Genomic DNA, 14,390 nt, shown 5'->3' with positions numbered 1-14,390 from the left:
AACTTAGACAGAGAGGAGTCCTTCCGTGAAAATCAAACGTCTGCTCATCGCCTTATGCGCCTGCTGCGCGCTGTTGCTTGCCCTTGCCGGATGCTCATCTGCAGCGTCTTCAGGCTCTGACTCGACTCGCACGGTAACCGATGCCTATGGTCGCAACGTGACCATACCAGCCGACGTCCAGACCTGCGTCACCGTCGGTAGCGCCGCGCGCTTCGTCGTCTACGCCGGAGGCACCGACAAGCTCATCGCCGTGACCGAGATGGACAAGCCGGCTGCCCTGGCCCGTCCCTACACCGTGGCCTGGGAACAAGTCTTGGCAGAGCTTCCCACGACTTCCAATGGCAATCACCTCATGGAGACGAGCGTGGATGGCGAGGCGTTGCTCGAGCTCAAGCCTGACGTCATCATCTCGAGCCGCTCTGCCCAGGAATGCGACGAGCTGCAGAGCCAGCTCAACATCCCCGTCATCGGCATTAGCTATCAAGACCAGATGTTCACGGAGAACGTCTTCGATTCCATCCAGGTTGTCGGCGATGTTCTCGGCACCACTGAGCACGCGCAACAGGTCATCGACAAGATGAACGACTGGCAGGCCGACCTCGATAGCCGCACCGCGAACATCCCCGACGCGGACAAGCCGAGCTGCTATGCCGGTGCCGTGAACTACAAGGGCGCCAAGAGCTTCGGCGGCACCTATGCCCAGTACCCGCCGTTCGTCGCCGCGCACATCGACAACGTCGCTGACGGCACGGTCGAGTCCGGATCCGTCGAGGTCAGCCTCGAGCAGCTTGGCGAGTGGAACCCGGATTTCATGTTCCTCAACGCCGGCAACATGGAACTCATGAAGAAGGACTATGCTGACAACCAGGCATTCTTCGATAATCTCACGGCCTTCCAGACAGGCAATCTCTACACCCAGCCCTCCTATAACATGAACGGCACCAATATCGAGATTGCCATCTGCGATGCCTACTTCGATGCGGCTACCGTCTATCCCGATGCCTTCGCGGATGTCGACCTCGAGAACATGTACCGCGAGATCCTCGACACCATGCTCGGCACGAATTGCTATGACCAGCTGACAGCCGCTGGTCTCAGATTCGGCAAGATCAGCTTCTAGCTACCCGCACGTAACCGAGACGAGGCGAAGATGAATCCCGAAGACTTGAAGATGGCACATGCCGCGCAGGCACCATCCTCATATCGCGAGCAATATCGCGGATACACAAGGTACAAGCGCCTTGTCATCGTGACGCTCGTCGTCATCCTTCTCGTGCTCGTCTTCGTCTCGATCATGCTCGGAACGGCAAGTCTCTCCCCTCTCGACGTGCTGGCCGCACTCTTCGGACAGGGCGACGAACACGCCCTCATCGTCGTGTGGAACCTGCGCATGCCGAGAATACTCACCGCCATCGTTGGTGGCATAGCCCTTGCCCTCGCAGGCTGCGCGTTTCAGAGCGTGCTGCGCAACCCCCTCGCTTCCGCGAGCACGCTTGGTATCTCCCAGGGAGCGGCTTTTGGCGCCTCCATCGCCATCATCGTCCTGGGTGTCGGATCGTCAAGCGTGGCCTATGAGGGCCTGGGGGCCAGCAACCCCTATCTCACCGTCGTTTGCGCCTTCCTCGGCGCCATGGCCTCGACCATCGCCATTCTCGCGCTCTCGCGCTTTCGCGACATGACGCCCGAGAGCATCGTGCTTGCCGGCGTGGCCCTTTCGGCGCTGTTCACGGGCGCGACGGCCCTCATCCAGTACTTCGCCGAGGATACGCAGGTCGCTGCCGTCGTTTTCTGGACTTTCGGTGACCTCGGACGCGCCTCGTATCGCGAAATCGCCATCATGGCCGTCATCGCCGCGGCCAGCTTCGTCTTTTTCTATTGCAACCGTTGGAATTTCAACGCAATGGAGTCAGGCGAAGGCACGGCCCATGGCCTGGGACTCAACGTACGGCGCACACGTTTGCTCGGCATGATCGTCGGTGCCTTTGCCGCATCATCGGTCATCGCGTTTTGCGGCACCATCAACTTCATCGGCCTCGTCGCCCCGCACATTATGCGACGCTTCATCGGCAGCGATTACCGCTACCTGCTCGTCGCCTCGGCGCTTGCCGGCGCAGGCATCCTGTTGCTTTCCGACATCATCGCACGCATGGCACTCGTCGGCGTCGTGTTGCCCATCAGCGCCATCACCTCCTTCGTGGGCGCGCCCCTCTTCCTGTACCTGCTCATGAGGGGAGCGCACCGATGAGCATGGATACGCGTATTGCCCGCGGCACCGTCCTCGAAGCCAACGAAATCGCCTTCGCGTACCCTGGCTCCGGCCAGACCCTCGAGAAGGTGAGCGCACAGATACTACCCGGGTCGTTTCTCGCCGTACTCGGTGTCAACGGCTGCGGCAAGACAACGCTGCTCTCCTGTCTCGACGACATTATTCGCCCACAACGTGGCACCGTCATGCTGGCTGGCGAGGATATCGCCAGCTACACCCGCGAAGAGCGCGCGCGCAAGATCGCACTCGTCGCCCAGCACTCCCATGCGCATGGCGTCACCGTCTACGATGCGCTTTTGCTCGGCAGGAAGCCCCACATCAAGGCCGCGCCTAGCGAAGAGGACTTCACCATCGTCGACCGCGTCATCGACGAGCTAGGCCTCGGGCCGCTCGCCCTGCGCTACCTGGACGAGCTCTCGGGCGGCGAGCACCAGAAGGTCGTCATCGGACGCGCGCTCGTGCAGGAAACCGATGTCCTGCTGCTCGACGAGCCGACAAACAACCTCGACATGGCAAATCAGGTCGAGGTCATGCACCTTGTCAGAAACGCCGCCCACGAGCACGACATCGCATGCGCGGCCGTCATGCATGACATAAACCTCGCCCTGCGCTACTGCGACCGCTTCTGCCTGCTCAAGGATGGCAAGGTGCTCGCAAGTGGAGGTCCCGAGGTGATGACCAAGGAGACGATCGAGGACGTCTACGACGTGCCCGTCGAGCTAGTCGCCCACGGCGACGGCTTCCTCGTCGTGCCACTGGATAAGGGGATGATGTCATGAGCATCGGCAAGATCGGCGTCTACTTCGACGAGCGCGCCGCGAACTGGAACGAACAGGCCGAGCCAGCCGGAACCAAGCACCTCATGATTGCCCAACTCGCTGGCGTCCACGAAGGTTCGCGCGCGCTCGATGTCGGCTGCGGCACGGGCATCATGGAGCGTGCCTACCTTGAGCTCGGAGCCGCAAGCATCGTCGGGCTCGACCTGTCGGAGGCGATGCTTGCCTGCGCACGTACGAGCTTTTCCGACGTGCCGGCCGAACGCCTACGCTTCGAGTGTTACGACATCCTCGACTTCACGAGCAACGAGCCATTCGACGTCGTGGTCATTTACAACGCCTATCCGCACATCCTCGACAAGGAAGCGCTCGTCGAAGCGACCGCATCCCTGCTCGTACCCGGTGGAAGATTCCTCGTCGCGCACGGCATGAGCCGCGAAACGCTCAACGCACACCATGCGAACGTGCCACATGACGTCACGAGCGACCTGCTCCCCGCGCGAGAGAGCGCCCTCGATTGGCAAGATGCGTTCGATATCGACATGATCGCGGACACGCCATTCACGTACTTCTTCGGCGGCTCGAAGCGGTAATGAGGCGGGGAGGGCAGACATCCGAGCGTCTCGCGCTTGCCCGAAGTCACTTTCTCCAACGTAGCAGTATGACGACGGCTATGGCCGCCAGGGCAATCGAGAGCAGCGCGGGAAATATCCACGAATCGCTCATGGGCAGCAAGTCGGTGTTCATGCCGTAGAAGCTGAAGACGGCCGTGGGGATGGACAGCAGCAGCGTCGCCATGGTGAGGAAGCTCATGGAGGCGTTGACGTTGTTGCTGACGACTCCCGAGAAGGCATCCATCGCCCTGGTGATGACATCGGTGTAAATCGAGCACATCTCGGATGCCTGCCGATACTCGACGATCACGTCATTGAGCAGCTCTTCGTCCTCCTCGAAAAGCTTCACGAACTGCCCGTTCTTGATGGCCTGAAGCGTGGGAGCGGAACTCTTGAGGGACGTCGACATGTAGAGCAGCGACTTCTCGATACCCAGCATGCTCATAAGCCCCTCGTTGTTCTGCTTCTTTCGCATCTTGCGTTCGAGGGCCATGGTCTGCTTCTCGAGCACGCGCAGGGCATCGATGTAGCTTTGCGACACCTCGAGAAGAACATCGAGCAGAAAACGCGTGCGCTTGCCCGTGGCGATGGGTAATTTCCTGTCATTCTTGAGCTTTTCCACGATGGAGCACGGGGCATTGGTCAAAGTGACCACGACACTCGGATTCTCGATGAGGAGAATGGAGATGGGCTGGGTATCGAACTGCTCGAGATTCGGATTCGCCTTGTCATCCAAATCCTCGGCAGCGGGATAGTCGACGACGACAAGCGCCTGGCTGGCATCCTCGTTCTTGTCGATACGCGAAATCTCGTCGCGGTCGAGCATGGCATCGATGAAATCGTTATCTATGCCCAGGTTATCGGCGAGCCATTTAACCTCCTGGCTGCTGGGAACGCACGCATTGACCCAACAGCCGGACTCGACCGCATCAAGGCGCCTGAGCGTGCCATCATCTGTCTTCAGTATTTCGATCATGACACGCTCCCTTCCCTCACGCCTGTCTTACAGGTTCTGGTTCTCAAGACCAAGGTCGTCGATCCACTGACGTACCTCATCACTATTCACGTCGGCCGGGAAGCGCATGCCGCCCATCCACTCCCCGCCCTTGGCAAGGTCTGCGAGGTTCTGGGCGCTGTCGCCGATATCGGACGAGGCCGAGGTACAAAACGGAATGACGGTCTTGCCGGTGAAGTCATTGGCCTTGACAAAACTGGCAACGGGATAGGCCGCCTGACCCCACCAGATGGGATAGCCGATAATGACCGTCTCGTAGGAATCCCAGTTATCGGGCGTGTCCTGAAGAAGGGCGACATCTTGGAGGGCAGGGTCGGAGTGCTCCTTGGAAACGCGGCTGTTCTCGTCGGTCCAGGCGAGGTCCTCGGTGGAATACGGCTGCTCGGGCATGATGGCAAAGACGTCCATGTCGTTTTCGTTCACGATGACCTCGGCGACCTTGGCCGTGTTGCCCGTGGCCGAGTAATAGACGACGAGCGTCTTGTTTGCCTCATCCGATGACGCGGCACTCGATGATGCCGTGCCGCTCGATGCGCCCTGGCCGCATGCGGTGATGCAAAGCGCCGCGCTCGCCATGAGCAGCGCGCCGAGCGCGAGAACGAGCGCTTTCCTCATTGGCTTCATTGGGACTTCTCCTTCTTGTCAGTGGCGACGGCCTCCTTAACGGCGACCTTGTCGACGATGCCTCCATCAATCGGCTCGTCATCAATCTCGTCAACTACGACGGCTTCATCGGATGCGACAGCATGCGATGCATCGAACGTTTGGGCGCTCGTCGTCGAGACGGGCTTGTCTATCCTGCCGACGAACCAAGTCCCCACGAGAAAAACGGCCAGCGCAACGCCGAGAGGCAACAGCATACTCGCCCACTCGAAGAAGTTGGGGATATAACCCTGCGCAATCTCGAAGGCATTACCCGTATGATCGTAGAGACCTGTCGAGGCAGGTAGCGGCCAGCTCGGTGAGGGCTCGTTGGAAAGCGGCACATAGAGCGTGGGGCTGGCAAATGCCGGATATAGCAGCATGAGGCGATGGAAGAACATGCCGACGACAACCAGTACGCCGCCGATGAGCATGTTCTTGGTGGGATTGTTCTTGCCTCGAAGCAGCACGAAGACCGCCGCCAGGGGCAAGCCGAGCTCAAGCGCGTAGAACAGCCAAACGCTGCCCAGCGCCGCGAGCGCCCCACCATCTGCCGCGCTTCCGCCGAAGCAGACGATCAGCAGCTCGATAACGGCAAGCGCCAGGTGAATGATGATCGCCACCGCGAGCAGGAAGCTCAGGTCGTGCAATGCCTCGGGTTTGAACTCGTCATGTCTGAGCGCGCAGATGATGACCGCGACGGCAAGGCCGCATACGACGGCGACCACGATGAAATCGATGGGCATGATGAAGCTATGCCACCAGATGCGTGCCTCCATGAGCGCGAAGAGCAGGCCCTCGACAAGCTGCAGCGCAAACGCACTGATGAGACCCAAGACCATCCAGAACTTGAGCAGCTTGCTCTGTCGTGCGACGGCAATAAGGTTGATGATGGCGATAACGATGAACACCGTGAGGGCGATCATGTCCCAGGTAAGCGGAGACGTAGGATTGGGCCCCATGAGCATCGCCATGATGTGCGCCGGATGTCCCAGGTCGATGAGAATCGCCACGCCTGCGCCGATGGCGCCGGCAAGGGCCACGACCTGCGCGGTCTTGACATAGGGCATGAGATCATGCCGGTTGCCGAGGACGATGTAGCAGGCAACAAACTGGCTACCTGCACCAAAGCCGACAAGGAAGGCGAAAACCGCGATCATGAGGCCCCAGGCGAAGGTATTGCTCATGCCCGAGCCAACGAGAAGGCCCATGGTGAGCTGGCAAATCCATGCCGCGCAACCGACCGCGATGAAGACGACGGTCAGAATGATGGGCCATTTCTTTGCGTGTTGAACGTTCTGTGTCATGGCTACTCCCCCTCTCCGCGCTTGGAAGGCAGGTAATACACCTTGGGCTTGGTGCCATGTGACTCGCCGAGCACGAGCCATTCGCGCCCGGACATGTACTGCGAAATCTCGGAATCCGCATCCTCGATGTCACCGAAGATGCGTGCGTTTGCCGGGCAGCCCGTGCAGCACGCAGGAGTGCCGCCTTGGTTGGTGTACTGAACGCAGAACGTGCATTTCTCGACCACGCCTTCGGGCCGTACTGGCGTGTAGACGAGATGCCCGTCCTGGCGATAATCCTCCGGATACCCCCAGCGATATTCGCCGTCAATGCCCTCGACGCCATCGGGCTTGCTCCAGTTGAACTGGCGCACCTCGTAGGGACATGCCGTGATGCAGTAGCGGCAGCCGATGCACTTCTCGTAGTCGACCAGCACGGTACCCGTGTCGTCGGTGTAGGTGGCGCCCGTCGGGCACACCTGCTGGCAGGGAGCGTTTTCGCAGTGCTGGCAGCTGATAGGCAAAAACTCCATACGAGGCATGCCATCCACGATCACCGAGGTACCGTACTCGGGAGCACCCGGTGCAAAGACGCGGTTCCACCAGATGCCTCGGGGTTCTGCGTTGTGATCCTTGCAGATGACCGCGCAAGTCCTGCATCCAATGCAGCGGTCAAGGTCTATGGCCATTGCGTATCTCATTGCATGACCTCCTTACGCGCACCGCCCTTTTGCAACAGACGGACATTGCATGCGCATTCGTTCCACGCCATGTTGGGCGACCACACGCCCGAAAGGTAATACACCTCGTTGGTGGGATTAATCCACGGATAGATGAGCGAGTTGTAGCTGTCGCCATCCATGTACTCGCTCCACCAACCCTGATCGAAAATGGCCTGTCCGGGATACATACCCGGGTCGAGCACGAGGCCGCCTTGGCACTTGCCACGACTGTTGTAGGCCTCGACCAAATCGCCTGCCTCCAGGCCACGCTCCTTGGCATCATCGGGATTCATGAAGATCTTGGGCATGCTGTTTTGCAGTTCGAGCATGAAGGGGTTGTTCACGTACGTGGAGTGCACGCGATAGGTGCTGTTTCGCGTGATGAAGGCGAGCGGATACTTGGTGCGCGCCTCTGGGTCATCCTTGTATTCCGTGTCCTCGAAGGCGGGCTTGTAGCAGGGCAGCTGCTCCTCGAGCTCAAGGAACTCATCTTCGTCACGGTAGAACTGGATGCGCCCGGACCTGACAAACGGTGCCGTCACGTCGATCGCATTTGGAAGCGACTGGCTCGGGAATGGCGTCCCCTCGTGAATCTGGCTCCAGAAGGGAATGCGCTTCTCGCCTGGATTGGCGTGCCAGAGCTTGCCCGGTCCCTCACGCAGTTGCTCGGCCGTGAGCTGGTTGACGTACGGGCCGCCGTTAGCCAGAAGCGTGCGTAGCACCTCGTCTGCCACTTGCTCGGATTGCGACTCGTCGAAGACGGGCCACTGGTCCGCATACGAGGGGTCGATGTGCGTGGCGAGCTCCTTGCAAATCCATATCTCGGGCCGTGCCTCGCCTGGCGGATCGACCATCTGCTGCTGGAGTTGCACCCAGGGATGCAGCGGCGTCGTGGTGAGCTCGAGCTTCTCGTACCAGCTGGGTGCCGGCAGGGCCACGTCGCTCATGTCGACCGTGGTAGTGCGCTGGAAATCGAGCGTCACGAGGCATTCGAGCTCGCCGCTCTCCTTGGCGCTGCGCAGCCAGTTGGCAACGTTATGCTGGTCCATCGGGTTGCCCCAGCCCACGACGAGGGCCTTGAGGCCATTGGGCGGGAAGGCGTTTGGCTGCATCGTCTCCGTGCGGCCGGTGACGGCGTACTGGAATGACATCGAGTGCTTGTTCATGCGCGGCGGGTTGAACCACGACGCGGGGATGAAGCGCGTCTTGTACTGGCCCACATAGGTCGAGATGCCGCCGCCGAGCTGGCCGATGTTGCCCGTGAGCGCCGCAATGAGCGCGAGCGAACGACCCTTGAGATCGCCGTGATACCACTGCGTGCCCGCGCCACCGAAGATGATGTGCATGGGCTTGATGGTCGCGCACTCCTTCGCGATGCGCTCGATGGTCTCGGCGGGAATGCTCGTGGTATCACTCGCCCACTGCGCCGTCTTGCCCACGAGGCTCTCGCGCAGCAACCTGAAACCGCTCTTGGCATGCGCGGTGGTGCCGTCTTTGAGGCGCACGTCACCCGTGTACTCGAGCGTGCAGCCCTCCATGCCACCGAGGCGCTCGGGGTTGACCGCGAAGGGCCTGCCATTGGCGTCGACGGCCACGTACGTGGTGCGATAGGCCGGAGATGGCAGGGCCGAGAGCCCCGCCACGTTGGCAGCCTCGATGCGCTTTCCAGTAGTGGTGTCAACGAGCAGGGGCATATCGGTGAAGTTCTTGCAGAAGGCCTCGTCATAGAGGCCATCGTCGATGATGATCTTGGCGACCGCCAGCGCAAAGGCCGCATCCGTATCGGGCTTGAGGCGCACCCATTCGGTCGATTTCTCGGAGGTTGCCGAGTAGTTGGGGTCGAAGTTGACCACCTTGCCGCCGTTCTCACGCGAGATGTTGAGAAAGTGCGCATCGGGAAGGCGCGTGACCATGACATTCGAGCCAAAAATCATCGTGTACTTGGAGTCTTCCCAGCAGTACGACTCGAGCTCCTCGCTCTGCACGCCAAAGGTCTCGGGCCAGAACATGGGAAGGTCGCCGTTCATCTCGTAGCAGCCGATAGCCGACCACCCCATCATGTTGGAAAGACGAATAATCGAGCCCTTTTGGATATGACCAGTGCCCTGCACCTGCCAAATCACGCCCACGGACTCCGGCCCGTACTTGTCCATGACGTCACGCAACTTGGTCGCAGCCACGTCGAGTGCCGTGTCCCAGTCGGTCTCCTCCATCTTACCTGTCTCATCGTTCTTGACGAGCGGCTTGGTGAGCCGATGCGGCCCGTATAGCATGGTATTGATGGACAGTCCCTTGAGGCAACCGCGCGGGTTGTACTCCTCGAAGGGGTAATCGGATGCCTGCGAGATCATCTTGATCTGTCCCTCGTGCACGAAGCCCTTGAGACCACAGGCCCCCGTGCAGTTGGGCGAGCAGGTGGTCCTCACCCATTCGCCAGCTGGATCGACGTTTTCGGCCAGCGCCTTGGCCGCGGGAAGTGCTCCCGTGCCCAGGCACGCGGCTGCCGTCGCAGCTGCCGTGCCAGCCACAAATGACCGGCGGCTTACGTTCCTCTCTCTCATGCGTCCCTCCTCACTCGACCGCATGGGTCAATCTGATAGCGCATCGCCAGACTAGACGAGCACCTTCTCGCTTTCGGTAATTTCACGCAGTTTGCAATCCATCTCCTGCTCGCGCTCGGCGACACTGCGTAGGTCGCGCTCCTCGTCAAAGGCGCTACGCACCACGCGGCCGTCGCGCTCGAACTTCTTGAGATCGGATGTTGCCTGGCCCAAATCATCGCGATGACGCTCGGAAGCGCGCTCATCGCCCGGGTCGGTCCAGATGCGCTCGGCGACAGGCGCCCAGCGCTGTGCCATGGGACGTGTCTTGGCAGTGAGCTCGTAGACCGTCTCCTCCTGGACAAGGTCAGTCGAATGCGCACCCGAATCCTCCACGAGCTTCTCGATGCACTCGGGATTCTCCAGCATCGGGCAGGGGCGCAGATGATTGTCGTTGAAGGGCTGACCATGGTAATAACCCATGAACAACGGCGAGCGCAGGGCGTCAAGCAAGCTCACGTCGTGGATGTTGACATTCGAGTAGTGAATGAACACGCAAGGCTCCACATCGCCGTTGGCGTTGATATGGAGATAGCGGCGACCACCGGCAATGCAGCCGCCCACAAACTCGCCATCGTTCTGGAAATCGAGGGTAAGCAGTGGCTTCTCGTGCCGCATCGCATGGTTGAAGTCATAGAGCATCTCGCGTTGCTGAGGGCTCGGCATAAGCTCGGCCGGGGAATCCCTGCCCACGGGCATGTAGGTGAAAATCCAGGCGAAGAACACGCCCTTGTCGATAAGCCAATCGTAGTACTCCTCGGTGCAGACCGCATCGGCGTTCTGGCTCGTATAGCAAATGGAGACGCCAAAGGGAATGCCGCGTGCCTTGAGTAGGTCCATGGCCTTGTCGATCTTCTGGTAGGTGCCCTCGCCACGACGCGCGTCGGTGGTCTCTTCGCTGCCCTCGGCTGAGATGATCGGAATGAAGTTCTTCACGCGGGCGACTTCCTCGACGAAATCCCGATCAATCAGCGTGGCGTTGGTGAAGCAGAGGAAGGCGGAGTCAGGATGAGCGTCGCAGAGCCTGATGAGGTCTGCCTTGCGTACGAGAGGCTCGCCACCCGTATAGATGAAGACGTGCGTACCAAGCTCGTTGGCCTGATTGATGATGGAGTCGATGTCTTCGTAGCTCAGGTTGAGCTTGTGGCCGTACTCGGCTGCCCAGCACCCCGTGCAGTGAAGGTTGCAGGCGCTCGTTGGGTCAAGCAAGACGGCCCAGGGCACGTTGCACTGGTACTTCTCACGTGACTTCTCCTGCTTGTCCCAGGCGATGAGATTCGCCTCGGTCAGGAAGCACTTGAGCATGCCCGTGGCGACCTCGGGGTCAAGCTCGTCGATACGGCACAAGAGCTGATACCAGTTGTTGCGCTCCTCGATGGCCTTGGCAAACGCTTTGCGCTGTGAGGGAAACAGCGCGTCCGGAAGCATTTTGTCGATTTTCGTCATCATGCTCTCGATACGCGGAACGGGGTCTTCCATGAAGTAGTCGATGGCCTTGTTGGCCGCCGTCCTCTTTGCGAATTCCATTGGTCTCATGACGCTCCTCCTACTGTATTACCTGCAGCACGCTGCATTCCTCGATAACGTTCTCTACGTATTCAGGGCTCAGACCCTGCGATATGGCGAAGGGAGCGAAGGATAGACGCATGACGTATTCCGGCGTCACGATGCGGCCTTCGAGCGATGCGATGGAAAGCAGGCCGTAGGCACCGTTGAGGGCGACGACGAGGCAATCGCCCAGATATTGCTTGTCGATGGCATCGGGCCAATGCGCGACGATCCAGTCACGCTCGCGCATGACCACACCCTCGATGAACGTGCGGAAGCCCAGAAGATCCTGGATGAGCGGAGAGCCCTTCTCTTCCGCGACGAGCCTGTCGAGGTGAACAAAGCCCATCATGCACAGCAGCTGGATGGCGCTCGTATGCGAAGGACAGAGCTTCTGCGCGGTCTCGCGCACCCAGGCAAAATGCTCGTCAAGGTAGAGGACGAGGAACATCTCCTTGTGCGGGTAGTAATGTTGCACGACCGACTTGCTCGTATCGCATGCATCGGCTATGTCCTGATAGGACGTGGCGGCATAGCCCTTCTCGCCAAACAGCTTCAAGGCCGCAGCGTAAAGGCGCAGACGCTCCTCGTCCTTCCTTGGTGCTGCCATGGTTCCTCCCCAATACATGCGGATATGCGGGGAAATCCCTTTATTCCGATACGCGTATATTCTATACGCGTATAATTTACTCCACTGAGACCAGAAGTCAACAGCATACTTTTTAAAATATTGAAAGTTTTTTTGCGTGAACGGAACTATTTTTCTGGTGAACGCTGCTCAGCCGCATCATTCGGGGTGCCAGCGGATGCTGCAGCATGGCGAGCGGCAAGCTGCCTATGCGCCTTGGAGAGAAGCCCGTGTCCGTAATAGCCATAATCTCGATTGCCCACGAGAGCGCAGATAACACCAATGGTCAGAAAAGGAGCTATGCCCCAGCCGAAAACCTCGCAACCGAGGAAAAAGCCGGCGATGGGACAGCGTGACATGCCCACATAAAAGGTGATGACACCCAGCGCGCCTGCGAAGGCGGCATCGATGCCGATGAGCTGGCCGACCGAGCAGCCCATCAGACCGCCAATGGCAAGCGTGGGCATAATCTCGCCACCTTTGAGACCGAAGGCAAGCGCCATGAAGACAAGGCCCGCCTTGATGGCGAAATCGTACGTGCCGATCGAGCCCGCGAGCGCGTGCTTGAGCAAGTTCATGCCCGAGCCTTCGAAGTCATAGAGGCCAAAGGCATAGACGAGGCAGACGATGACGAGGCTCGAGACGATAACCGTGACATAGGGTTTGTTGAAATGCGCCTTAAGGAGCTTGCGCGTAAAGCGCAGCGCACGACCAAAGACACCGCCAAGAATGCCACAGACTATGCCAACGATGCCGGTGTAGAGCGCGAGCTCGGGGGTCATGTCCAAGACGGTAACGTGGGGGATGATGTCACCAATGCCAAAGGGATATGCGATGGAGGCGGCAATGAAGGCAGAGACGATCATCGCGATGAATCGCGGGAGGCTCAGATTCCTGAAGCGCGTGAGCTCGAGCACCATGAACACGGCGCCCAGCGGTGCGAAGAACAGGGCCGAAAACGTCGCACTCATGCCCATGAGCGCCGCGTAGCCATAAAGCTCCCTGTCCTGCTTGTCGATGAAACAGTTCTTGAGCTTGAACGCCCGCCCGAGCGTCTCGCTCACCGAAGCACCCGCCTGAAAGGCGCTCGACTCCTTGCCGACGGCGCCGCCACCCAGGATGCTGAGGCAGGTGCCGATGATGATGCCCGGCGCAAGCGTAGGCGAGACCACGTCGTTTTCGCGCATCTGATCGACGAGGGTGTCGGTCGAGTAATCGTAGGGAAGCTTGAACACCTTGTAGAGGGCGAGCGAAAGAACGCCGAGTAGCGGCAGGAGGAAGAGCGTCCAGGCATAGGTCTGGTTAATGTGATAGGCGAAGTTGACGCACAGACACAAGATAATCGAAACGCAGGCCGAAATGATGCCGACGCAGACGATGAAGGCAAGATGCTTAAGAAGCTCAACCTTGTCGATCTTGTGATGCATATCGCCCTCCTCTCGCATTGTCTCCATGATACGCCCGTACGGGTTATTTTTTGCACAGACTATTCGAGCTTTCTCATAAAGTTGCGTTTCTTACATCTGCGTAAGAAAGCATGAAGCGAGGTTTTGTTCGGATAGATGCGGCTACAATGAGTGGCACGACCCAAGTGAACGGAGCATGACCATGCCTACCGTGTACATCGTCGAAGACGACACCACCTTGCGTGACGAGCTCGCGCGCCTGCTCGAGCTCAACGGCTACGAGACGCGCACGTGCTCGGATTTCTCCCGCGCGGCAACCGACATCGTCGCCGCAGGCCCCGATTGCGTCATCTTGGACCTTGGCTTGCCGGGCGCCGATGGGCAATCGATTTGCCGTGACATCCGCAGGGAGGCCGACATGCCCATCATCATCCTCACGGCAAAGAGCGATGAGTTCACCGAGGTCATGTCGCTCAACTTGGGTGCGCATGACTTCATCGCCAAGCCATACCGTCCGGCAGTGCTGCTTGCCCGCATCGCCTCGCTCGTCAAGCGCCATGCGTCTGCATCGGCCGAGGCAAGCACCATCACGCATAATGGCGTCACGCTTGACCTGGGCACATCCGAGGTTCGCTACCAGGGGCAGTCGGCCGAGCTCACGAGAAACGAGCAGCGCATCCTCGCCCTGCTCATGCGCAATGCCGGCACCATCATCTCGCGCCAGGAGATCATGTGCGACCTGTGGGAATCCGATGCGTTCGTCGATGACAACACGCTCACGGTCAACATCAATCGCCTACGCAAGACGCTCGGAAGCATCGGCATTGCCGACGATTTCCTGCAGACACGCCGCTCCCTCGGCTATGTGATCGCGGCGTGAGTGCCCC

Annotated in this window: 13 protein-coding genes; 5 read left to right on the top strand and 8 right to left on the bottom strand. The window is 59.7% G+C overall.

From position 1 onward, the window contains the following. The first annotated feature begins 25 nt into the window (after nucleotides 1–25). From OIM11_03070 to OIM11_03055, 4 genes are read left to right on the top strand one after another with little or no spacing between them, the layout of a single operon-like run. Nucleotides 26–1,120: an ABC transporter substrate-binding protein gene (locus OIM11_03070; GenBank protein ID HJJ00115.1), complete on the top strand. Its 1,095-nt coding sequence runs from the start codon at nucleotides 26–28 to the stop codon at nucleotides 1,118–1,120. Between the two features lie 30 nt (nucleotides 1,121–1,150). Beyond that, complete coding sequence (locus tag OIM11_03065) at nucleotides 1,151–2,245, top strand: iron ABC transporter permease (protein ID HJJ00114.1); 1,095 nt, start codon at nucleotides 1,151–1,153, stop codon at nucleotides 2,243–2,245. Next, nucleotides 2,242–3,045 carry an ABC transporter ATP-binding protein gene (locus OIM11_03060; protein HJJ00113.1) on the top strand — a complete coding sequence of 268 codons (804 nt, stop codon included), beginning with the start codon at nucleotides 2,242–2,244 and terminating at the stop codon, nucleotides 3,043–3,045. The genes OIM11_03065 and OIM11_03060 overlap by 4 nt, the downstream gene beginning before the upstream one ends. Further along, nucleotides 3,042–3,635 (top strand): class I SAM-dependent methyltransferase, encoded by a 594-nt coding sequence (locus OIM11_03055; protein ID HJJ00112.1) that lies wholly within the window; start codon nucleotides 3,042–3,044, stop codon nucleotides 3,633–3,635. Before OIM11_03060 ends, OIM11_03055 begins: the two co-directional genes overlap by 4 nt. Nucleotides 3,636–3,681: 46 nt before the next feature. Here OIM11_03055 and OIM11_03050 read toward each other — a convergent pair whose 3' ends face one another. The 8 genes from OIM11_03050 to OIM11_03015 all read right to left on the bottom strand — a co-directional run bounded on the left by OIM11_03050 (nucleotide 3,682) and on the right by OIM11_03015 (nucleotide 13,524). Further along, nucleotides 3,682–4,632: a magnesium transporter CorA family protein gene (locus OIM11_03050; protein HJJ00111.1), complete on the bottom strand. Its 951-nt coding sequence runs from the start codon at nucleotides 4,630–4,632 to the stop codon at nucleotides 3,682–3,684. Between the two features lie 27 nt (nucleotides 4,633–4,659). Continuing rightward, a complete protein-coding gene (locus tag OIM11_03045) occupies nucleotides 4,660–5,295 on the bottom strand; it encodes a hypothetical protein (GenBank protein ID HJJ00110.1) in 636 nt (211 codons plus the stop codon). After that, entirely contained in the window at nucleotides 5,292–6,620 is a 1,329-nt protein-coding gene (gene nrfD / locus OIM11_03040; GenBank protein ID HJJ00109.1) for a polysulfide reductase NrfD, read from the bottom strand. The genes OIM11_03045 and nrfD overlap by 4 nt, the downstream gene beginning before the upstream one ends. A gap of 2 nt (nucleotides 6,621–6,622) precedes the next feature. Then, nucleotides 6,623–7,300, bottom strand: a complete 678-nt coding sequence (locus OIM11_03035; GenBank protein ID HJJ00108.1) for a 4Fe-4S dicluster domain-containing protein — start codon at nucleotides 7,298–7,300, stop codon at nucleotides 6,623–6,625. Further along, the gene (locus OIM11_03030) at nucleotides 7,297–9,882 is read right to left on the bottom strand and encodes a molybdopterin-dependent oxidoreductase (GenBank protein ID HJJ00107.1); all 2,586 of its coding nucleotides are present in this window, start codon (nucleotides 9,880–9,882) and stop codon (nucleotides 7,297–7,299) included. The genes OIM11_03035 and OIM11_03030 overlap by 4 nt, the downstream gene beginning before the upstream one ends. Before the next feature lie 51 nt (nucleotides 9,883–9,933). Then, complete coding sequence (locus OIM11_03025; GenBank protein HJJ00106.1) at nucleotides 9,934–11,457, bottom strand: radical SAM protein; 1,524 nt, start codon at nucleotides 11,455–11,457, stop codon at nucleotides 9,934–9,936. Nucleotides 11,458–11,467: 10 nt separating this feature from the next. Next, entirely contained in the window at nucleotides 11,468–12,079 is a 612-nt protein-coding gene (locus tag OIM11_03020) for a TetR/AcrR family transcriptional regulator (GenBank protein ID HJJ00105.1), read from the bottom strand. Nucleotides 12,080–12,225: 146 nt separating this feature from the next. Continuing rightward, on the bottom strand, nucleotides 12,226–13,524 hold the full coding sequence (locus tag OIM11_03015) for a chloride channel protein (GenBank protein HJJ00104.1): 1,299 nt from the start codon (nucleotides 13,522–13,524) through the stop codon (nucleotides 12,226–12,228). A 181-nt stretch (nucleotides 13,525–13,705) separates the two neighbouring features. Between OIM11_03015 and OIM11_03010 the strand changes: the two genes are divergently transcribed. After that, a complete protein-coding gene (locus tag OIM11_03010; protein ID HJJ00103.1) occupies nucleotides 13,706–14,383 on the top strand; it encodes a response regulator transcription factor in 678 nt (225 codons plus the stop codon). Nucleotides 14,384–14,390 lie beyond the last annotated feature (7 nt).

It is taken from the genome of Coriobacteriaceae bacterium, assembly GCA_025992705.1.
Lineage (GTDB): Bacteria > Actinomycetota > Coriobacteriia > Coriobacteriales > QAMH01 > QAMH01.
This window is presented reverse-complemented; position numbering and strand designations above follow the sequence as displayed.

Coding starts and splice junctions, on each gene's coding strand:
- OIM11_03030 (HJJ00107.1), bottom strand. CDS start 9,882: ATGAGAGAGAGGAACGTAAGCCGCCGGTCATTTGTGGCTGGCACGGCA.
- OIM11_03015 (HJJ00104.1), bottom strand. CDS start 13,524: ATGCATCACAAGATCGACAAGGTTGAGCTTCTTAAGCATCTTGCCTTC.
- OIM11_03060 (HJJ00113.1), top strand. CDS start 2,242: ATGAGCATGGATACGCGTATTGCCCGCGGCACCGTCCTCGAAGCCAAC.
- nrfD (HJJ00109.1), bottom strand. CDS start 6,620: ATGACACAGAACGTTCAACACGCAAAGAAATGGCCCATCATTCTGACC.
- OIM11_03050 (HJJ00111.1), bottom strand. CDS start 4,632: ATGATCGAAATACTGAAGACAGATGATGGCACGCTCAGGCGCCTTGAT.
- OIM11_03035 (HJJ00108.1), bottom strand. CDS start 7,300: ATGAGATACGCAATGGCCATAGACCTTGACCGCTGCATTGGATGCAGG.
- OIM11_03025 (HJJ00106.1), bottom strand. CDS start 11,457: ATGAGACCAATGGAATTCGCAAAGAGGACGGCGGCCAACAAGGCCATC.
- OIM11_03045 (HJJ00110.1), bottom strand. CDS start 5,295: ATGAAGCCAATGAGGAAAGCGCTCGTTCTCGCGCTCGGCGCGCTGCTC.
- OIM11_03010 (HJJ00103.1), top strand. CDS start 13,706: ATGCCTACCGTGTACATCGTCGAAGACGACACCACCTTGCGTGACGAG.
- OIM11_03065 (HJJ00114.1), top strand. CDS start 1,151: ATGAATCCCGAAGACTTGAAGATGGCACATGCCGCGCAGGCACCATCC.
- OIM11_03020 (HJJ00105.1), bottom strand. CDS start 12,079: ATGGCAGCACCAAGGAAGGACGAGGAGCGTCTGCGCCTTTACGCTGCG.
- OIM11_03055 (HJJ00112.1), top strand. CDS start 3,042: ATGAGCATCGGCAAGATCGGCGTCTACTTCGACGAGCGCGCCGCGAAC.